The sequence below is a fragment of the Endozoicomonas sp. 8E genome (assembly GCF_032883915.1).
In the GTDB taxonomy this organism is placed as follows: domain Bacteria; phylum Pseudomonadota; class Gammaproteobacteria; order Pseudomonadales; family Endozoicomonadaceae; genus Endozoicomonas_A.
Genome location: NZ_CP120717.1, coordinates 1959417 through 1979056, shown reverse-complemented (window position 1 = coordinate 1979056; position 19640 = coordinate 1959417). Strand labels below are relative to the sequence as shown.

The following is a 19640-nucleotide window of genomic DNA, read 5'->3' as shown; positions in this document are numbered from 1 at the left end:
GGATAGAAAGGAGTTGCCTATGTACTTACTCAATACTTCGGATAATGTCCAAGACCGGTATGGTCATGAGAGAAAACAGCGAAAATAGAGAGACAAGACTTCTCCGGAGTCGGAGATGAAGTTGTCCAAAAACATCATTGCAATATCATCCCCTGAAGAACCGTTGTTAATAATGTGACTAGCGAAAGGGCTGCGAATGTCGAAGAGTTATGTACTTCTGTGCTGTTTTCTATGCTGACTTTTATCCAGCTTTCCGTAACAGCTTCCGTTGTCGGTGCTCTTACACCATCGACCCGATACATCATGATCTTTCCATCAACCCCCCCGGTGACCAGCCATTTGCCATCGCGGCTGTACACAACCGTCGGTAACTCGTCGGAGGGCAGGGTGTACAGGTGGGAGAACGGACTGATTCCCTCAAAAACACTGACCTTGCCATTGGCCTGCCCAACTGACAGCCGGGTACCACTTGGGTTATAGGCAAGGCTCGATACCCGTTCCCGGCCCAGTGCGGACAGAGTGTGCAGGGTGTTGTTCGGGTTCATCCCGTTATAAAACCTGACCTGTCCTACCATATTCCCGGATGTCAGCAGGGTGCCGTTGGGATTGAAGGCAACAACCAACATCTGGCAGCACGAATCCAACAGGGTTTCCAGAAGATTGTACGGACTGGTCCCGCGATAAGTCCTTACCTTTCGGTAACGTTCAGCTGCTGCCAGCTGACCGTTGATGGGGTTGAAGTCAAGATCTTCTACACGACTTGTTGCGTGGGGCAGGGTTTTCACGTAGGTGAACAGATTGGTTTCGTTCTTAAGATAAAGCCTGATATTTTTATCATATCCCCCGGCTGCCAGCAGTGTGCCGTTCGGGTTAATGGCAACGGTTCGTACCCTGTCTGGCGCTTCGGACAGGGTTTGCTGGTGACTGAACGGGCTCATCCCTCCAAAAATATTGACCGTGTCATCATCCCCCCCAGTTATCAGCTGAGTGCCGTCGGGGCTGAAAGTAACGCTTCCTATCCATTTTGTTGCGTGATGGGTATGCAGGAGTCTCAGGTATCCTGAGGCACTCACATTAAAGATTTGCAGGGCTCCTGAAAACGGACACTTTCTCGCAAAGTCAAAGTTATAGATATCGCCAGAACCTATTCCCACAGCTATGAGCGTACTGTTTTTATTCCATGAAATACTCAAAGCCCTGTGAGGGGGACAATGTGTTGGCGCAGGAGCAGTGGGCGTTGAAGTGGGTATTTCCGGTAGCTGGTTCGGATCTATTTCAATTTCATAGAATAATTGAGGTGGTATTTCTGTTGGCTGAATCGAGCTTGGCGTTTGAGCCTGTAGACAGCTTACTGCCAGTGAGATAATCAGGCTTGCAATAGCCAGGCTCTTCACAATGTTCATCAGCCTTACACCTTGTATTTGAGCATTAGTATCTTAGCTCGTTGTTCGCCCGGTATTGGAAAAAGAGTATCCGAACTTGAGCTTCTTGATCGTAAAAAGATTGAGCGTTGTATTAATGCAGACATTCGTACTCAATCAGAACGTCCATACCTGCTTTGGCTGCACATTCTGGAGAAAGATCGTTAGGTCTGCTAACCAGACGGTCATTAAGCAGCTTTTGAAAAAAGGGTAAGCTGAATATCAATAACAGCATTCAAGGATAGAAAGGAGTTGCCTATGTACTCATGTATGACCACCAAATCACCGGACACTGCAACAGGCAGTACATTGCAATTTGCTCTCAATGCATTTTCAGGGGGCAAAGAGCAAGCCAAAGACTGGCTGTATAATGGTGGTTCGAGGGTAGTATCGATACTTTATTCCGGAGTCAGTGCAGTCGGCTCCATGGCAAAAGACTCTATGGCCAATATGCGTGACCTCTATGAGAACGGCATGTTCTTTGAGTGGGATTGGGATGAAACGGATCTTGGCGACAGGCAGGCAGCCGTTGCTGACACCACTTCCTATATCAAAGAGCCGTCCAGCAAAGAACAGCCCTTGAAAGAGCGATCCACGAAAGCGCCATCACGTATTCCTCGTCCAGTGGGCCAGTTAAAGAAAAATCCAGACCATGCCTTCATGACGGCTCTTGCCAAGCCTCACCCCATCCCTCTCAATACTCCGGGAGCAGAAGTCGCTGAACGTTATCAAAAAAATATCCGCACGGTGGTTTTCGGTGACAAAAATGAGCGCAAGCCCAAGGCACAACAGAAAGCCCTCTCTGCAGATTTTCTGGCCAGACAAAACGCACTGGTCGAAGCCAGAAAAAAATATGAGAATAACCTGAAAGCGCCTGTAGCCAAGGGCAAAAGCGGCAAGGTTAACCCTGAAACAACCAGACGGCTGGCACAACCCAAATACACGCGGACAAAGGGTGAGAAAAAAGCCATTCGTGACTTTACTCAAGAAGAGTTTACCAACCACGCTTTTCCAAAACTGTATCTGAGACAGGACTTTGAAAAGAACCGCCCGCTGGAAGCTCAGAGCAGGCAGAAATGATTGAGAACACTCCTTTTTGCCAGGACTCGCTCCTGGCTTTTTTTGCCTGACCGGCACACAGGCATCACTTTAACGACTTCATGACCCTTGGGCATTTTTCCGGTTCCGGATAAACTCGCTGACTTTAATCTTGAGAACAGAGCCCATGGACAAGAATTTCTGCAGTGACAACTGTTCAGGCGTCAGCCCTGAAATCATGGACGCACTGGCTGAAGCCAACCAGGGTCATACACCTTCCTATGGGGGCGATTCGTTAACTCAGGAAGCTGATGCCCTGATCAAGGCATCTCTGGGTCGTGAATGCGATATTTATTATGTCTATAACGGCACTGCCGCCAACACTCTGGCCTGCAAGTCAGTGCTGCGTAGTATCGATAGTATTATCTGTCCTGACAGCGCACATATCTTTACTCATGAAGTCGGTGCCCCGGCTAATGCGACAGGCAGCAAGGTCATTACGCTTCCTGCGGTGCATGGCAAAATCACTCCGGAACAAATCCGGGCCGCCTACGATCAGGAAACCTACTGGGGGCCTCATGCCACCCGTCCAAAGCTGGTCTCAATCACCCAGTCTACTGAATGGGGTACCTTTTATTCTCTGGCAGAGTTGGCAGCCATCAAGGCTGTTTGCGAAGAGACCGGCATGCTGCTGCATGTAGACGGTTGTCGTGTGTACAATGCCCTTGTGGCCATGGACTGCTCTCTGGCAGAACTCTGTCGGCACATTGATATTCTGTCACTGGGGGGAACCAAAAACGGCCTGATGTTTGGTGAGGCCCTGGTGTTCTTCGAGCAAGAAGCAGCCGATGGTTTCTTGCACTTGCGCAAGCAGGGGTTGCAACTGCACTCAAAAATGCGCTTTATTTCGGCCCAGATGAAAGCCCTTTTTACTGATAACCTCTGGCAGAAAAATGCCCAACAGGCTAATCGAATGGCAGAAAGGCTGGCAGAAGGCCTGTTGAAACACCCGGAGATCAACCTCTACTGCCCGTTACAAACCAACCAGCTTTTCGTCACCATGCCGAAGGCATTGGCCACAAGACTGATGTCAGTGAGAGCCTTCTTTCCCAATGGGCCCGAATGCTATCGAATGGTGACGTCGTTTGACACGACAGAAGAAGAAGTGAACAGTTTTTTAACAACAGCTTTAGAAAATCTGTAGTTCATTTTGCCGGTTTCCTGTTGATCTGCTCCAAAGCAGTGCTATACATAAAGCGCCAAACATTTTTCATGATCCAGCTCCAGCCTGTCAACAACGACAGGCTACGTGGAAGACCATGCGCCTGAAACACTGTCACAACACAAGAGACTTTCGGGAGCTCGCCCGACGGCGGCTGCCCTCCCCCATTTTTCATTACATTGACGGCGCTGCGGATGATGAGACCACACGGCGAAGAAATACCGAGGCTTATTCCAACTGTGATCTGGTGCCCAATGTTTTGAGAGGTGCAGAGCATGTTGATCTCTCTACCCGGGTTATGGGGCTGGATCTGGACATCCCACTCTTCTTATCGCCGACCGCACTGCAGTGTCTCTTTCATCATGAAGGTGAGATGGCTGTAGGAAAAGCAGCAGAACAGTTCGGCACGCTTTTTGGCCTTTCTTCTCTGGGCACCACCAGCATAGAAGAGATTGCCTCAACCATTAAAACCCCGAAGCTGTTCCAGCTTTACGTGCATAAGGATAAGGGGCTGACCCGCAATATGATTGATCGATGCAAGGCAGCCAACTTCGATGCCATGGCATTAACGGTAGATACAGCCGTGGGAGGCAACAGGGAAAGGGATCTTGTCACCGGTTTTACCATCCCCCCCAAACTGACATTGAAGAGTCTGCTGAGTTTTACCTGCCATCCGGCCTGGGGTCTGAATTACTTGTCCCATGGTGGCTTTGAGCTGCCTCAGCTTCAGGACCATGTTGGCGAAGGCACCAGCATTACCCTTTCGATCGGTAGCTACATCAATACCATGCTGGATCAAAGTATGGACTGGCAGGCAGCTGAAGAGATTGTCCGCTACTGGGGAAAGCCATTGGTATTGAAAGGCATTATGTCGGTTGAAGATGCACGCAGAGCCGTAGATATTGGTGCTGCTGCCATTATGATTTCCAACCATGGTGGCCGACAGCTGGATGGCTCACGCTCTCCCTTTGACCAGCTGGCAGAAATCGTAGATGCCGTTGGAGATCGGATTGATGTGATATGCGACGGTGGAATACAGAGGGGAACACACGTTCTTAAAGCTCTGTCAATGGGCGCCAGAGCCTGTTCAGGTGGCCGCCTGTATCTTTATGCTTTGGCGGCAGCCGGAAGAGCTGGCGTTGAAAAGGCTCTGGGTAATCTGTGCAGCGAAATGGAGCGGGATATGAAACTGATGGGTTGTAAAAGCATTTCAGAGTTGAACCGGAGTAATCTCCGGTTCCGACCAGAATTCGCCTGTCATTCCCAGTGACTTAAGTGAGTCTCTTAACAGCCTTTAATAGCGTTAGAATATCAATATTGCTTTTCTTTATTAAGCTCTTTGGCTAACCCTGTGCGCATCGATATTTTTTTTCCCGGAATGGTTCTAAGCATAATGGATAAGCGTTCGGCATCAAATTTGTGGGTGTAGCTTCTTCCCGTAGACACAATATGAACATTCTCTTTACTGGTGCCCGTCATTACAAATACAGCCCTGAAACCCATAGTGGGAAATGCTTCATTTTTATTAATGACTCTGGACAGACTTACAAAATCAGAAGCTCTTTTCTCTAACATTTTTCTTTGGGAAAAGTCTATCCCAAGAAGAGCTAACGCGTTATCTGATTCCTGATAGCCTGCCAGCCCCACTTTGGAATGTTCAAGAATCCATTCGAATGAAAGCATTTTTTTGAAATCATCGAATATTGAGCCTTCATCATTGCTTTGAGTTGTGCGTTCAGCATTAACCATTAAGTGTTGAGCATTAGGAGGTTGGCAAATCTCGTTCGATGTAAGGCATTCCAGAGTAGCTGCTTTGTGGCTGAAAGAATAAACATAGACAGACTCAATATCAGCAGCTTTTATCAGTTCCTGACGAACAGTATACTTATTGCTGAACAATTCAAACATATGGTCTTTTATTGCGCCAAAGATTTGATTGACCTTCTCCAGTTCATCATCAGAAAGAGCATCCGTGTTTATACTCCCCCTGCTTAAAGTGAACAATCTGGATTCATAGTCTTCGGGCAGAGTTTTCCCATCTAACTCCACCAGCTCGTTGATTATCCTTTTTTCCAGGCCGGAAGTTCGAAACTGTGTTTCTATGCCTGTCCCTCTATTGACTGGTTGAGGCACTTCCAAACCTGTTTCAACAGATTGATGCGCTTCCAACCCTGTTTCAACAGATTGTTGCACTTCCAAGCCTGTTTCAGTCTGGGTATCTGGAACATCTTCTGAAAAAAAACCAAGAAGATATGCCGCTCCTACTAATGCAACAGCTTTTAATAACATCTACCTAACCTTCTTTTTTGAATGCCTACTTAAAGCGAGCGTTTCATTAAGTGATAGCTCTGGGAGCCTCACCGATTTGAGCCTGGTGACTAACTTTAATTCGGGAAGACCTTCTTCACACCGGTTTGAGATAAACACTTTCACCGATATTTTTGATCCCAAAACCGAAATTAAGCTCACTGAGCTCTCTGGTTATTATTGCTTTTTGGGTGGATGGCTTTGATTCCACACAGGAATATATGAAGTGTGGTGATACTGACAAAAGATAAACCCCGATAATATTGAAGCGTCACACGCTATTGGCGATTAACGCTTTGGAGTGTAGCCGAGTCTTTGTAAAAGGCAATATTATGGCCAATCGCTCAGCATCACACCTATGCTGTTTCTGTTCAGACTGAAATTGTAATCAATCAGGCTTTCATCATAGCCATTCGACTATTGAAGATAAACGTGTGAACATAAACGTGGAAACGGTCATTAAAGGGAAAGGACCAGTCCAGTGATAACTGGGCCTATGTTATCAGAAAAATGAAGCTCGCCATGTCCTATAAACTTTTCAATATCAAGGTTGATTTTTTTTATGAAGCCTTTTTCCGATTCCTGTAAGCTTTGTTATTTGTTTTCCCGGAATGGTTTTAAGTAAATTTGATAACTGTTCGGCATTGTAATCGCCAGTGTACCTTCTTCCAGTACTTAGAATATAAAGGTTCTTTTTATCAGGATCAGTCATTACAAATAAAGCCCTGTATCCCAAAGCGGGCAATCCTGTATCTTCATCGGTGATACTGGCGAGCGATACAAGATCAGAAATTCTCTCTTGTATTAACCATTTTTTGGTGAAGTCTACTCCATCAAGGAGGTTCATGACAGACGAACTATAGTAGTTGTATAAAAAACCTTCGTCTATGGTTTTTTTCATAATCAAATCGAATGCAAACATGTTTTTATAATTATCCAGAACTGAGTATTTATTACTCAATTGAGTTATATCTTTTAATCTATGCTCTATGTATTTGGTACTATCGGGCTGGCAAATATCGTTCCATGTGAGACATTCCAAAGTGGTAGCACTGTGGCTAATAGAGTAAATATAGACAGCCTCAATATCAGCAGATTTTATTAGTTCCAGATCAACTTCATCGCTGTGTCGGTATAGCCCAATGACATGGTTTTTGATTGTGCTAAAAACTTCATTTAATTCACCTAACTCAGCATCAGAGAGACTAGCAGTATCCTGATCGCCCTTACTTAAAGTGAACAACCTGGTCTCATAGTCTTCAGGCAGAGTTACCCCGCCTAAATTTTTCAGTCCTTTGATGATTGTTTTTTCCAAGTTGGAATTTCGAAATATTGACTGTATGCCTGTACCATTATTTACAGGTTGATAAACTTGCTCTTCTGTTTCAGTCTGAATATCTGGAATATCCTCTGAGTAATAATTTAGAGTAAAGAAGACAGCTAATGCCGTGAGAAATTGTGTTGTCATGTCATCTACTCTCCTTTTATACATCTATTCTGAGCGTTCGCATTTCAGCGAGTCATGGCATCAGATATTTAACTACCCAATGAGAAATCTCAACTCTGCTATTAGCTCCGTTCAAAAACAACCTTCTTCCTTCGGTTTGAAATAATATAATGTTTCCAATAATACTTTAGACATCAGAATCTCCATTAAATTCCCCTGAGAGCCCTGATTATTTTTTCTTTTCGTTTGTTTGGCCTGCTTTCACGCAGTGTGTGCCCGGAATAGCAATAGTCTAAGGAATGAAATAGAGTATTGACACAACCCTGAAAACGGTCATTGAGCGGGAAGGAACAGCCCGGTTGTACCGCGCACCTTTATTATCAGAGGTACGCAGGTTGTTTCCAAGCATCATGAAAATCTGCTTTTCATACAGTTGATAGCTAAATGAAGCTCACCCTGCCTCATAAACTTTTCAATATCAGAGTTGTTTTTTTGTATGAAGCTTCTTGGCCAGCCCTGTGAGCATGGATATTTGTTTTCCTGGAATGGTTTTAAGCATATTTGATAACTTTTCAGCACCAAATTTGTGAGTGTAGCTTCTTCCAGCAGTTTGAATATAAAGATCTTTTTTAGCCGAATCAGTCATTATAAACACAGCCCTGAAACCCGCAGTGGGGAATGCCTTATTTTTTTCAATGACTCTGGATGCCTTTATAAGACCAAGACATGCTTCATGTAATGATTTTTTTTGGCTAAAATCCGCCCCAAAAAAATAATGCCCGGGATCTGTTTCCCGATAGCCTTTCAGGCTCGCTTTGGATTGTTCAAGGATCCATTCGGATAAAAACATGTTCTTATAATTATCAAAAATCGAACCTTCGTTATTGCTTTGAGCTGTGTCCTTGTCATTAAACGTTATGGGTTGGGTATTAGCAGGCTGGCAAAGATCGTTTGATGTAAGGCATTCCAGAGTAGCGGCTTTGTGACTAAAAGAGTGAATATAGACAGCCTCAATGCTATCAGCTCGTGCTTCTTCCAGATTAAAAGTATCCTTGCCTTTGAAGAGTTCAATCATGTGACCTTTTATTGCCTCAAAGATTTGATTTACCTTATCCAGCTCATCTTCAGAAAGAGCATTAGTGTCTATACTCCCTCTGCTTAAAGTGAATAATCTGGATTCATAGTCTTCAGGAAAAGTCATTCCATCTAAATCCATCAACTCTTTGATGATCTTTTTTTCTATTCCGGAGGCTCGATAGAGTGTTTCTATGCCTGTCCCACTATTTACAGGCTGATGTACTTCCAACCCTGTTTCTGTTGTTTTAGTCTGTTTATCTGGTGTATTTCCTGAATTACAATAAAGATACGCTACTGCTGCTGCTATGATGATATTTAACGCCATGTCTTTCAGTCTCCTCTATTGTCTGCCCGCTTGAAGGTTAGGTTTCGTTAAGTCATAGCTCCAGGAGCCTTAACGATCATAGTGACGTTACTAACGTTAATCAGGAATGCCCTCCTTTCAATGGTTTGAGATGAACCGTTTTCAGTGATACTTTTTTCAGTGATACTTTTGCCCCTGAAACCAGAACCCGGTTCACTGAACTCTCTGGTTATTATTTCTTTATAAATCAATGGTTCTGCTCCCGAACGGGAACCTGGAAAGAATGGCAATACTATCAAGAGATGAACCCCCACTTACTGAAGCGTCCTATGCTATTAGTGATTGACGCACCAGTATAGTCGAGTCCTCGTAAAACGCACTTTATAGCCAGTCGGTCAACATCACACCCATTCTGATCCGGTTTACAATGGCATTGTAATCAATCTGGCTCTCTTCATAGTCATAAAAGTAATGGCAAAAATCCCGGAAATGGTCAATAAGAGGGAAGGAGCAGACCAGTTGCACCGCTCCTTAGTTATCAGAAAAACAAAAGTATTTCTGAGCATCATGGAAGTCTGGTATTCATCCAGCTTATAGCCAAAATAAAGTTCACCCTGTCCCATGAACTTTTCAATATCAGGGTTGTTTTTTCAATTAAGCCTTTTTCCCAACCCTGTGAGCATTGATATTTGTTTTCCTGGAATGGTTTTAAGCATATTTGATAACTGTTCGGCATCAATTTTGTGAGTGTAGCTTCTTCCAGTCGTTTGAATAAAAAGGTCTTTTTTATCAGGATCTGTCATTACAAATAGTGCTCTGAAACCCGTAGTGGGGAATACTTCATTTTTTTCAATGATTCTGGATGCCGTTAGAAAGGAAGAATTATTGTCATATAATATTTTTTTTTGGGCAAAGTCGACATCAAGAAGGAAGTCTCCGGGACTTGATTCCCGATATTTTTCCGCCCCTTTGGAATTCTCAAGAATCCATTCTGCTGAAAACATTTTTTTATAATCATCCAATATTGAGTCTTGATTATTGCTTTGAGTTATCAGCTGGGTTTTAGCGGGTTGACAAATATCGTTCAATGTAAGACATTCCGGAGTCGCCGCTTTGTGACTAAAAGAATAAATATAAACAGCCTCAATATCTGCAACTTGTACCCGTTCCAGATCAAAAGTACCACTGCTTTTGAACAACTCAATCATATGGCCTTTTATGGCGTCAAAGATTTTATTTACCTTATCCGGTTCACCATCAGTAAGTGCATTAGTTTTTATATTCCCCCTACTTAAACTGAACAATCTGGATTCATAGTCTTCAGGCAAAGTTTCACCCTCTAAATCCATCAGCTCTTTTATGATCGTTTTTTCCAAGTCAGAATTTCGGTACAGTGTTTCTACACCTGCCTCATTATTTACAGGCTGAAGCACTTCCAAAACTGTTTCATTTGTTTTCGTCTGATTGTCTGAATCATATCCTGAAAGACAATGATAAAGATATGTCACTGCTACAGCTATGATAATATTTGACATATTGCCCAGTCTCCTTTTTTTGTCTGCCTGCTCAGAGCTGACGTTTCATCAGTTCATAGCTCAAAAGCCTGACCGATAACTGCGCCGTTAGTCACTCTGATCAGGAACAGCCTTCTTTCATTGGTTTTTGATACAGCGTTTTCAGTAATGCTTTAGACCCAAAAACCGAAATTAAGTTCACTGAAGTCTCTGGTTATTATTTCTTTGCCGACGGATGGTTTTGTTCCATAAAAGAAATGGCGATACTATCAAGAGATGAACCCCACTGATACTGAAGCGTCCCATGCTATTGATGATTGACGCTCCAGTATAGTCGAGTTGCTGTAAGAAGCACTGTTACAACCAGTCGGTCAACATCACACCCACACTGATCCGGTTCACACTGGCATTGTAATCAATCAGGCTCTCACCATAGCCATTAAAGTATTGGAAATAACCCCGGAAACGGTCATTAAGAGGGAAGGACCAACCCAGTTGCACCGCGCCTTTGTTATCAGAAAAACGAAGGTTGTTTCTGAGCATCATGGAAATCTGGTGTTCGTCCAGTTTATAGCCAAAATGAAGCTCACCATGTCCCATGAACTTTTCAATACCGGGGTTATCATCCCCCTCGGTGTCATTGGGGTTATTGGGATCTTTTTCAGGTTCCGGAATTCGATACCAGGGCTTGAAGCTCATGTAAAAATCACCCTTTTCCAGCAGGAAATTCAGGTAGGCCCGATTCCAGCTTCGGGATAGATTGCCCGACCGGCCATTAGACTGGTGAGACAGACCGACCACTACAGCCCTCAGATCCATACCCAATACCGAATAATCGACCGGGAATATTGCAAAGACTTCCGGTTCATGATTCGTTTCCCGAAATGGTGCAGAGTTACTGTTATAGGCCTGCCACCAGGAAGTGTTGGTATAGGCGACATAAACATTACCGTAACCGTTCCACAGACCTTCCCAGACAGGCGCTTTCAGACTCAGCTGAAACTTGATTTCAGTTGACGAAAGTTCCTCACCAACTTCACTGTAAGGCTGCTTGTTAACGTTACTGTTCCAGGAAACCGGAAGCACATAATTGGGTCGATGGGGAGTAATCACGAAACGATTATCAAATGCCTGACGCTCACCTTTGACTCGTTGATCAAAAGCGCTTTCCTCTACCTCCCGGGCCATATCGGAATCATCTGCCACGGCAGGCAGAGCATTTTCTTCAGAAGGTTTGCTGCAAACGGATCTTATTTCTGCCATTGTTGTCTGGCCACCAGCTTCCATAGCCTGTTTCAACAGGCATTGCTCATAGAGGCTTGATGAAAAAGCCAAAGCGGGGGACAGACTCAGGAATGTAGCTGCAACCCACAAAGGTCCTTGTTTGAATGAGACAGGCGTCACATTGTTATCCATGGTTGAAACTCTTTTTCTTCCTAATGAGAGCAATGAGCCGAGATGTCGGTGTGCGTCTGGGCTCATCACAGAGCAATCTGAAGCTTTACTGCATGTCCGAACATAAATCCCTGACTCTGCAATCTCAACCCTTTTCCGCTGGTTTCGTGCCAGGACATTCATTTTTTTCCATATCGTAGTCAGGCCAGGGAATCAGAACCGCTATCAGACTGATGATGCCGATGACAGCAAGATAATAGGCAGGTCCCAGCGTAAAGCCGGTCTTTTGTACGATCAGGGTCGAACTGAAAGGAGCAAGCCCCCCAAAAATGGCAAAACCGAAATTGTATGAGGTCGCGATGCCTGTGTAGCGAACTTCTGTTGGAAAAAAGCGGACAATAACAGGAGGTAGCAGGCCTGAGGCTAGCGCAGTAAATAATCCACAGGTCATCATGATGCGTCGGATCGGAGGAGACTCTGTAACAAAATACTGGAAGGTCGGAAAGGACAAAACGATCACAGCCAGAGCCATACAGGTAGCCAGAAGTCTCTTGTTGACAATATCCGTCAAAATGCCTGCCACCAGCGACAGCGGGGAAAGAACAAGAAAAGCAACCGCCGTTCGCCAAACCACATTAGCCCTTGGTAAATCCAGTATGGAAGAAAGATAGCTTGGCATATAAACCCCGTAAACCGTTACCGTGGCACCGCAAAGCGCCATCAACAACAAACCACAGAACAGTCCCTTGCGGTGCTCTCTCAATAAAAGGATCAGGGGAATAGTTGACCGCTGACGGACCTGATCCAGGGCAACAAAGAGTCCGGAATCATCGAAGCGTCTGCGGATATGATAGCTAAACAGCCCCAGCAGACCGCCAATCCAGAAAGGCATTCTCCACCCCCACTGAGCCATGGCTTCCTCACCCAGCAGCAGGTTTAACAAACCAAGAAGAAAAGTGCCCAGAGAGATGCCAGTCATCAGGGCCAGAAAAAGGATACCGATCATTAGCCCCTGTCGTTGCGGAACACTTTCACTGAGATAAGTGATAGCACCCGGTAGCTCTCCTCCCAGAGAAAACCCCTGGGTCAGTCTGAGCAGAACTAACAGCAGTGGAGCAACAACCCCTACCTCTTTATAAGTGGGTAAACAACCCATCAGAGCGGTAGTCAAAGCCATCAGAAAAATGGTCAGGGTGAATGTTTTCTTGCGACCAAACCGATCTCCCAGGTGCCCGAAAAACAGCCCTCCCAGCGGTCTGGTTAAATACCCAGCAGCAAAGGCAGCAAAGGTTCCCAGCAGGGACGTCAGCTGATCGGAGGCAGGAAAAAAATGCCCGGCGATGTAACTGGCCATCAGGGCATAGATCAGGAAGTCATAAAGCTCTAGCATACCACCCATAGACACAGCCAGAGCCAGTTTGTACTGTTCACTGGGTGCAGTAATGCAACGCGGCATAAGTCACTCTAATGTTGGTCAGGGAAAAACCCACTGTCCCAAACAGAAAGGTTAAAAAGAGGAGTGACTCAAGATTAGACCATTGCGCCCCCCGGGGCTGATATACGAAAAACCGCCTGCTAAAGGAGAATCATCAGCTGGCGGGAAAATCGGCTGAGGCCTGGCCGATGGGAGAAGAGTGGATATGTGCTATTTTCCATGCTCCATGATACTGTCTCAGAACGTGTGTCGCCCGCAGAAACTGTAGCTCTACCACCGCCCACTCGACATCCCTGAGCCGGGTTTCCAACTGCCAGGTACTGCTGCAGGAAATCTGGTCTGGTCCCTCCCAGGCAGACTCAATGCGGTATTTAACAGACAGGATTTCGAACTGGTTGAAGAGGGTTTCATACCAGAACTTCAAGGCATCATGACCGTTAATCTGGGCACCCTCTGTGCTCCAGAACAGCAGCTCTTCTTCCGGTGCATAATGATCCAGCATGCCAACACTGTCCTGCTGAATGTAGTTTTCAGCCTGCAGATCAAACAATGATCGGATGGTCTTTCTGGAGTCCGCCATGTTGAACCCCTCCTGAATAGTACCCTGTTCCTGAAATATTCATATAAAACTACAGGTAGAGTCAACGCAGGTTTCTTGACGGAATTTTCATAAGCGGATTTAAAAATCCTGCGGCAAACTGCAAGCCAGTTGCTATGCTTAGGCATCTCACCCATTACCCTTTCAGTTATGAAAACACTGTTAAAGCCTCTTTTTATTTTAATGCTGATTCTGCCTGGTTGGCAGGCTCAGGCCAGTGAAGCCGTAAACCTGATCAGAGAATACATTAGTATCACCTATGGCAAGGATCTGGATATCACCAGCAGCCAGATAGAGCAGCTAAGCTGGGTCATGGACAACCCCAATGTCACCCCAGAAATGTCGGCGGACCAGCTACCTTCCAACATACACTCGGAAGTCCCCCGAGCCCTGTCGCGCCTTTATTCACTCCAGCTGCTGAAATCCGGTAAAGAAAAGGACTACGATGCCTTCATCCTGCCTCAGAGAGATCTGGATAAGCCGGTCTTGAGCCTGCAACACTTCAACCAGCTATCGGCGCTCATTCGTGGACTGGACGAAGAATCCTACGAAACACTGGCTGCGGCAGCGATAATCAGCGCCGTCACCCTGTCACCAACTGCCAGGGCGCGAGCCTCTGCAGTCCTTGACACCAAACTCCCGGAAGACAGTACCCGTTTCCTTTCGCTCACGGCGAAAAAAGCCACCAGTATCTACCCGCTGGCCAAAGAAGTTGCCAGTAAATACCACTCCGATGGTCATAAGTTCACCATTGTGTTCCTGCCAGACAGTCATCTGCGCCATATGATGTACGACGAAGGTTCACTGAATATGTACAGCACTCTGAAAGAGGGCTTTCGCAGTGGCACACTAAAGCCCGGGGATCTGAACCTCTGGTATGCCTACTGGGTCGATAATATTGCCGGCTTCAGGGGTCACATCAGTGCCAAAGGCTCCCTTTACCTGACAGAGAACACCTACCGTGCAATGAACCAGGTCAAAGAAGAACTGGACAAGCTGCAGAAAGATCCCGATTTTAATCCCATTCCTTCCTACCTGAGAGCACGAGCCCGGTGGTTGAACCTCTCAAACAATAGCGGGCTGTCGACTCAGGAAATCGAGGCTCTCGGTGCTCTGGCTGCAATGATGAGACTCTTTACTCCGGAAGAAGGCAAGCAGTTGCTGAAAGCTTTCAGCATGCTGCCCAAAGAACAAAAGAAACTCTGGGTCGATCATGTCCAGTCGCAGCTTGAAACCACCGAATACGCTACACCGACCTATGGGCCTGCGCTAATGGCTAACGCTATGATTCTCAGCAATCTGGCCGAAACAGTGGAGAAGGTGTTGTCTTTTTACCTGAACGCCCTGAATACCGCTGCCGAGGCAAGAAAAAACAGCGAACTGCCCAAGAGTACACCACTGTCATTCAGGGTTTTGGCCAATGACAAACAGGTAAAGGTTATACTCAGGTTAGCACCAATCGGGATACAGATTGATCCAAAATCGGGTCTGGCAACTCTCAAAGGAACTTAACACGACCCGTGTCTAGCAGCCTGTCGGACTTAAGCGCCCGTAGCGAGGATTGCGAGAAATTGAGGATAAAAATTTCTGCTTCTGAGGAGAATAGCGGGGCTATTTGACGAAGAGGCAGGAATTTTTAGACCAATTTATCGCAACCGCACAACTGCATGGATGCAGGAGCTAGAGCAACGCAGGAGCAGTTGCCGCGTAGGGCAGTCTATTCTCGGTCAGGCTCCTGGTTCTAACTCCAGAAGCAATGGACTGCAAAGGAGCTATCATGTTTCTTCAAACCTTTGGACCCAACTTATCAGGAAGAGATTTCGCAATCGGCGACCTTCACGGCATGTATGACTTGCTGTTCGAAACTCTGGAGCGTGTAGATTTTGATTTTAAGGCAGATCGTTGTTTCAGTGTTGGAGACCTGATTGACCGGGGTCCTGATTCGCCAGGTTGCCTCTCCCTGATCCATGAACCCTGGTTCCACCCTGTCTGCGGCAATCACGAAGATACCCTGAGGACCATTGCCCGAAACCCTGAGTCATCAGCTATTCTGGCAGACTGGGTCCTCAATGGTGGTCGCTGGCATCTTAACGTTTCTGCAAAAAAAATGCGGGAGTATGCCGACTGGGTTGATACTCTGCCCTACCTGATACTCGTTGAGCATTCTAATGGAAACAAACTGGCGATCTGTCACGCAGAATACCCATTGAAGCAATGGAATCCGCACAACATAAAGACCGATCCGGAACTAACCCGGCAATTGATGTGGTCGAGAACAAAAGTACAAACCGGGAATACCGACTGGGTTGAAGGCATAGACCATATCATCTGTGGCCACACCATTGTCGAAGATCCCACGACTCTGGGTAATACCCACTTTATTGATACCGGGGCTTTCAAGTCCAACACTCTGACACTGCTGCCACTGTCACAACTTAAATAGAGAGAAAAAATTAACCCTCCATCTTTTTCAGCACTGCTTTATACTTGAGGACTTGAGGTATCGACAAAGCAAAAGCCTGACATGCAGCCCATAATCGCCAGAACACTGTCCGACATCGACTGGGAAAGCTGGAAAGCACAAGATCCTGCAACCCTGACGTTTATCGTTAAAAACGACCATATTCTTTTAATTCGTAAAAAGCGCGGACTGGGAGCCGGTAAAATCAACGGGCCCGGCGGCAGGCTTGAAGAAGGTGAAACCACACTGGAGTGCGCAGTGCGCGAAGTTCAGGAAGAACTGAAAATCACCCCGCTGAATATGACCTTTCATGGCGAATGCCTGTTCCAGTTTGTCGATGGCTACTCCATTCATGTCTACGCCTTTTCCGCTTCTGACTACGATGGTATTCCCGAAGAAACCGACGAGGCGATTCCCCTGTGGTTCCATATCAAAGATATTCCTTACGATGAAATGTGGGAGGATGACCGCTACTGGTTACCCCTGTTGCTGAAGAAAAAGAACTTTATCGGTCGCTACCTCTTCAACAAGGATAAAATGCTGGATTATGACATCGAACTCCTCACCTGACATCCCCCCATGTTTTCACAACACTTGTCGTCAATACCAGAGTTCCCCTTCTTTATAACGGCTATCCCTGCGGTCGTCATTACAGGGCTGGGCAAAGGAGGCATGGGTAACGCTCTTGGGATGCTTGCTGTACCTCTTATGTCGTTATCGATGCGTCCCATTCAGGCTGCCGCCATTCTGCTTCCACTCCTGTTAGTCATGGACGGATTCGCCGTTTGGGGATGGCGGAAGCACATAGACTGGACTGTGTTCAGGATCATTATTTTTCCGGGCCTGTTCGGCCTGTTTCTGGGCCTGATGGTGTTTGCATCGCTTAGTGAACAGGCTATCAGAGGCATGATCGGTATCATTGCCATTTTATTTTGCCTGAAGCAATGGTTTGGTCACTACTTTCACTCACCCCGCAAGCCAGGAACACTGGCGGGTATCTTCTGGTCGACCGTCAGTGGTTTCACCAGTTTCGGTATTCACTCCGGGGGACCGCCCCTGAGTGTTTACATGCTGCCGTTGAAGCTTAAAAAGGAATTTCTGGCAGGCACCATGGCGATCTTTTTTGGTTCTCTCAACCTGGTCAAATGTCCTGCCTATGCAGCCCTTGGCCAGTTCACCCCAGATAACCTGCTACTGTCTTCTTTGTTGCTACCTGTTTGCCCTCTGGGTGTCTGGCTTGGAATGAAGATGGTTAAAACCATCTCTACTGATTTTTTTTACAAGGTTTTATACATCTGCCTTTTTCTAACAGGGCTGAAGCTTCTAACCGACTCATTCTAATAAAAAATTGCAGAAACCAAGAGTTTCTCCTCGTTCCCACGCTCTGAGGGTGTTGCAAAACTCCAACAGCTCGTTCCCATGCTCTGAGGTCGTCATTCCCGCGAAGGCGGGAATCCAGGGCCAACAGTTGGTCTCTGCCTTCTCGGGGATGACAAGGCCAGGGGGGCACCGGGCAGTATGGTTTTGGCGGTGAGTCAGTGTGGATTCCCGCCTTCGCGGGAATGACGAGAATGAAGTCGGGAATGACGGGAGTCAACTCGTTCCCACGCTGGAGAGAGTTTTGCGACACCCACGCTCTGCGAGGGAATGCATACGGGGAGCTGGTCACACTCCGATGCAGCAGCATGGGAGCGAGTTGAAATCGAACGGAGATTAACGCCTAGCTGCACCAATCGTTAACGAAAGTCTCACTCATTTAATCCAACTGAGTTTTCAGCCGACACAGCATCATAAGGTGAATACAAAGATGATAAAACAATGGATCAAAAGCCAATGGGCCGTATGGAGGGGTGCAGGCATACTTACAGAATGACTCTGGACCAAGGCGAGAGTCGTATTGCTGCGGTCAGTAGGGCTGCTAAAGCACTGGTATTTGGATATCGGGTCAGTTCGGTGGATAATTCCCAGCGCTATACTACCTCGCCTGAAGCCTCCGATTCTACCTTGGAGGGGAAAAGTATTTTGGCAAGGGATGTGGTAGCCACGCCCCCTTCACCTGTTTTAAGTAAGCGTGCCCCGGTTCACTTTTCCCGGGCTATTTTGTCTGCTTTTTCTTCTGAGACGGATAAGCATCAGGCAGCGTATCTCACAGAATGTGTTAGTTATAATTCCGAATCGGGTGAGATTGTTCCGAAAACGTCATGGATTGGCCGACTGTTCAGGCCAAAGCATAAAGAGCCAACGCGTGTTGAGGTCAATGATAGTTTCAAAGCTGCACTTCAGAATGCTTTTCCTGACGCTGACGTCAATAAGGTATTTGATGCTTTTTTTTCTCAGGGATATGACCCCGCAACGCACAAAATAACCGACAAAGAGGCTCTGTTGCTATTAGATGCGTTGGAGCTGCCTCCACAGAAAGATTCTGCACAAAAGCCTGATAATGCTGCTGTTGATTTGACGAGTGATGCATTGGTGTTTCAATACGATAAAGAATCGAAGTCGATTATGTTGGTAGATGATCTGCGTTCCTATCTAATAAGAAGAAATGGGTTGGACGATTCTAACACTGCTTATCAGACTGAATTTGATCTTCAGTTCGGCCAGGATCATACTGCTTTGCGTCAGAAGATATCCCATAGCTTCTTTAAAAAAGCCGTAGAAGGCTGGATTGAAGATATGGGAGGGGATTCTTTCAATGCCGGTCTTATTTTCAGAGCAGCCCGGGAGCTTGCGTTGGGGATTGAAAAAAAACCCGAGTCATTCACGGGTGAAGACGGGATTAAAATGCTAAAGCTAATGGGGGCTTCACCTGTACTCAACCTGTCTCAGGCAGGAATGCAGCAATTTTTTCCAGATGGTAAAAACTTTTCTAAATTACTTGAGCTGGTGGCAAAAGAGATTCAGTACAGCAATGTATCTTTACCTGCTCTTACTCCCGAGCAAGAACGCCAGTTTGTGGCAAACTGTCGGGGTGCCGTGAGGGAGAAAGTAAATAAATCCCTCTGGGACTCAAGAGAAAAACTGGAGAAGTTCAAAAAAGAAGGAAATAAGATTTCAACTTCTTTGATCTCGGATGCCGCTATTGGTTCTTTGTTGTTCACGAATGAACTCAGAAAAATGGCCGTCAATGAATATATCAAGCTGGTGTCAAATGCCTATTCTGAAACTCTGTATAATGAACTGAAAAACCGTAACAATGATGGCTAAACACGATCTCCTCGTTCCCACGCTCTGAGGTCGTCATTCCCGCGAAGGAGGCTGTCACAAAACTCTGGTTCCCATGCTCCAGCGTGGGACCCCATACCTATCTCGAGCTGCAGAGTCCGCTTTTCAGGGGAGGTATGCAGTCCCACGCAGAGCGAGGGTGTCGCAAAACTCCAACAACTTGTACCCACACTCTGCGCGGGAATGCCCCCCCGCC

General features: G+C 46.3%; 19 protein-coding genes and 1 pseudogene. 8 read left to right on the top strand and 12 right to left on the bottom strand.

What is annotated here, in order from left to right; all coding sequences use genetic code 11:
* Positions 1-134 precede the first annotated feature (134 nt).
* Entirely contained in the window at positions 135-1403 is a 1269-nt protein-coding gene (locus P6910_RS07260) for a hypothetical protein (protein ID WP_317145601.1), read from the bottom strand.
* A gap of 276 nt (positions 1404-1679) precedes the next feature.
* On the opposite strand from P6910_RS07260, the gene P6910_RS07255 reads away from it, so the two are divergent.
* The 3 genes from P6910_RS07255 (at position 1680) to P6910_RS07245 (ending at position 4951) form a co-directional block, all read left to right on the top strand.
* A complete protein-coding gene (locus P6910_RS07255) occupies positions 1680-2501 on the top strand; it encodes a hypothetical protein (RefSeq protein ID WP_317145600.1) in 822 nt (273 codons plus the stop codon).
* Between the two features lie 145 nt (positions 2502-2646).
* Positions 2647-3663: a threonine aldolase family protein gene (locus P6910_RS07250; protein WP_317145599.1), complete on the top strand. Its 1017-nt coding sequence runs from the start codon at positions 2647-2649 to the stop codon at positions 3661-3663.
* Positions 3664-3778: 115 nt separating this feature from the next.
* Positions 3779-4951 (top strand): alpha-hydroxy acid oxidase, encoded by a 1173-nt coding sequence (locus P6910_RS07245; protein ID WP_317145598.1) that lies wholly within the window; start codon positions 3779-3781, stop codon positions 4949-4951.
* 41 nt (positions 4952-4992) lie between these two features.
* Here P6910_RS07245 and P6910_RS07240 read toward each other — a convergent pair whose 3' ends face one another.
* From P6910_RS07240 to P6910_RS07210, 9 genes and pseudogenes are all read right to left on the bottom strand, one after another.
* Positions 4993-5970 carry a hypothetical protein gene (locus tag P6910_RS07240; protein ID WP_317145597.1) on the bottom strand — a complete coding sequence of 326 codons (978 nt, stop codon included), beginning with the start codon at positions 5968-5970 and terminating at the stop codon, positions 4993-4995.
* A gap of 562 nt (positions 5971-6532) precedes the next feature.
* Entirely contained in the window at positions 6533-7456 is a 924-nt protein-coding gene (locus tag P6910_RS07235) for a hypothetical protein (protein WP_317145596.1), read from the bottom strand.
* A 457-nt stretch (positions 7457-7913) separates the two neighbouring features.
* Positions 7914-8837 carry a hypothetical protein gene (locus P6910_RS07230; RefSeq protein WP_317145595.1) on the bottom strand — a complete coding sequence of 308 codons (924 nt, stop codon included), beginning with the start codon at positions 8835-8837 and terminating at the stop codon, positions 7914-7916.
* A gap of 360 nt (positions 8838-9197) precedes the next feature.
* Positions 9198-9341 carry a hypothetical protein gene (locus tag P6910_RS26755; RefSeq protein WP_410493886.1) on the bottom strand — a complete coding sequence of 48 codons (144 nt, stop codon included), beginning with the start codon at positions 9339-9341 and terminating at the stop codon, positions 9198-9200.
* 23 nt (positions 9342-9364) lie between these two features.
* Positions 9365-9451: pseudogene (locus P6910_RS26750) on the bottom strand (hypothetical protein); the annotation flags it as partial.
* Between the two features lie 15 nt (positions 9452-9466).
* Positions 9467-10351 (bottom strand): hypothetical protein, encoded by an 885-nt coding sequence (locus P6910_RS07225; RefSeq protein ID WP_317145594.1) that lies wholly within the window; start codon positions 10349-10351, stop codon positions 9467-9469.
* 336 nt (positions 10352-10687) lie between these two features.
* Entirely contained in the window at positions 10688-11746 is a 1059-nt protein-coding gene (locus tag P6910_RS07220; protein ID WP_317145593.1) for a phospholipase A, read from the bottom strand.
* A gap of 124 nt (positions 11747-11870) precedes the next feature.
* Positions 11871-13181: an MFS transporter gene (locus P6910_RS07215; RefSeq protein WP_317145592.1), complete on the bottom strand. Its 1311-nt coding sequence runs from the start codon at positions 13179-13181 to the stop codon at positions 11871-11873.
* A 133-nt stretch (positions 13182-13314) separates the two neighbouring features.
* Complete coding sequence (locus tag P6910_RS07210; protein ID WP_317145591.1) at positions 13315-13740, bottom strand: YybH family protein; 426 nt, start codon at positions 13738-13740, stop codon at positions 13315-13317.
* A 168-nt stretch (positions 13741-13908) separates the two neighbouring features.
* Between P6910_RS07210 and P6910_RS07205 the strand changes: the two genes are divergently transcribed.
* The 4 genes from P6910_RS07205 (at position 13909) to P6910_RS07190 (ending at position 17560) form a co-directional block, all read left to right on the top strand.
* Positions 13909-15270, top strand: coding sequence for a hypothetical protein (locus P6910_RS07205; RefSeq protein WP_317145590.1), 1362 nt, complete (start codon positions 13909-13911; stop codon positions 15268-15270).
* Between the two features lie 265 nt (positions 15271-15535).
* The gene (locus tag P6910_RS07200; RefSeq protein ID WP_317145589.1) at positions 15536-16201 is read left to right on the top strand and encodes a metallophosphoesterase; all 666 of its coding nucleotides are present in this window, start codon (positions 15536-15538) and stop codon (positions 16199-16201) included.
* Positions 16202-16282: 81 nt separating this feature from the next.
* Positions 16283-16789, top strand: a complete 507-nt coding sequence (locus P6910_RS07195; protein WP_317145588.1) for an 8-oxo-dGTP diphosphatase — start codon at positions 16283-16285, stop codon at positions 16787-16789.
* 9 nt (positions 16790-16798) lie between these two features.
* Positions 16799-17560, top strand: coding sequence for a sulfite exporter TauE/SafE family protein (locus P6910_RS07190; RefSeq protein WP_317145587.1), 762 nt, complete (start codon positions 16799-16801; stop codon positions 17558-17560).
* On the opposite strand, the gene P6910_RS07185 is transcribed toward P6910_RS07190, so the two are convergent.
* The gene (locus P6910_RS07185) at positions 17484-17849 is read right to left on the bottom strand and encodes a hypothetical protein (protein ID WP_317145586.1); all 366 of its coding nucleotides are present in this window, start codon (positions 17847-17849) and stop codon (positions 17484-17486) included. The genes P6910_RS07190 and P6910_RS07185 overlap by 77 nt on opposite strands.
* A gap of 188 nt (positions 17850-18037) precedes the next feature.
* Here P6910_RS07185 and P6910_RS07180 point away from each other — a divergent pair, with 188 nt between their 5' ends.
* Positions 18038-19426, top strand: a complete 1389-nt coding sequence (locus P6910_RS07180) for a hypothetical protein (RefSeq protein ID WP_317145585.1) — start codon at positions 18038-18040, stop codon at positions 19424-19426.
* On the opposite strand, the gene P6910_RS07175 is transcribed toward P6910_RS07180, so the two are convergent.
* Positions 19423-19614: a hypothetical protein gene (locus tag P6910_RS07175; protein WP_317145584.1), complete on the bottom strand. Its 192-nt coding sequence runs from the start codon at positions 19612-19614 to the stop codon at positions 19423-19425. The two genes, P6910_RS07180 and P6910_RS07175, sit on opposite strands and share 4 nt — an antisense overlap.
* Positions 19615-19640 lie beyond the last annotated feature (26 nt).

Bases quoted from the DNA above. Each gene is read 5' to 3' on its own strand.
- P6910_RS07260 (WP_317145601.1), bottom strand. From the start codon at position 1,403: ATGAACATTGTGAAGAGCCTGGCTATTGCAAGCCTGATTATCTCACTG.
- P6910_RS07255 (WP_317145600.1), top strand. From the start codon at position 1,680: ATGTACTCATGTATGACCACCAAATCACCGGACACTGCAACAGGCAGT.
- P6910_RS07250 (WP_317145599.1), top strand. From the start codon at position 2,647: ATGGACAAGAATTTCTGCAGTGACAACTGTTCAGGCGTCAGCCCTGAA.
- P6910_RS07245 (WP_317145598.1), top strand. From the start codon at position 3,779: ATGCGCCTGAAACACTGTCACAACACAAGAGACTTTCGGGAGCTCGCC.
- P6910_RS07240 (WP_317145597.1), bottom strand. From the start codon at position 5,970: ATGTTATTAAAAGCTGTTGCATTAGTAGGAGCGGCATATCTTCTTGGT.
- P6910_RS07235 (WP_317145596.1), bottom strand. From the start codon at position 7,456: ATGACAACACAATTTCTCACGGCATTAGCTGTCTTCTTTACTCTAAAT.
- P6910_RS07230 (WP_317145595.1), bottom strand. From the start codon at position 8,837: ATGGCGTTAAATATCATCATAGCAGCAGCAGTAGCGTATCTTTATTGT.
- P6910_RS07225 (WP_317145594.1), bottom strand. From the start codon at position 10,351: ATGTCAAATATTATCATAGCTGTAGCAGTGACATATCTTTATCATTGT.
- P6910_RS07220 (WP_317145593.1), bottom strand. From the start codon at position 11,746: ATGGATAACAATGTGACGCCTGTCTCATTCAAACAAGGACCTTTGTGG.
- P6910_RS07215 (WP_317145592.1), bottom strand. From the start codon at position 13,181: ATGCCGCGTTGCATTACTGCACCCAGTGAACAGTACAAACTGGCTCTG.
- P6910_RS07210 (WP_317145591.1), bottom strand. From the start codon at position 13,740: ATGGCGGACTCCAGAAAGACCATCCGATCATTGTTTGATCTGCAGGCT.
- P6910_RS07205 (WP_317145590.1), top strand. From the start codon at position 13,909: ATGAAAACACTGTTAAAGCCTCTTTTTATTTTAATGCTGATTCTGCCT.
- P6910_RS07200 (WP_317145589.1), top strand. From the start codon at position 15,536: ATGTTTCTTCAAACCTTTGGACCCAACTTATCAGGAAGAGATTTCGCA.
- P6910_RS07195 (WP_317145588.1), top strand. From the start codon at position 16,283: ATGCAGCCCATAATCGCCAGAACACTGTCCGACATCGACTGGGAAAGC.
- P6910_RS07190 (WP_317145587.1), top strand. From the start codon at position 16,799: ATGTTTTCACAACACTTGTCGTCAATACCAGAGTTCCCCTTCTTTATA.
- P6910_RS07180 (WP_317145585.1), top strand. From the start codon at position 18,038: ATGGATCAAAAGCCAATGGGCCGTATGGAGGGGTGCAGGCATACTTAC.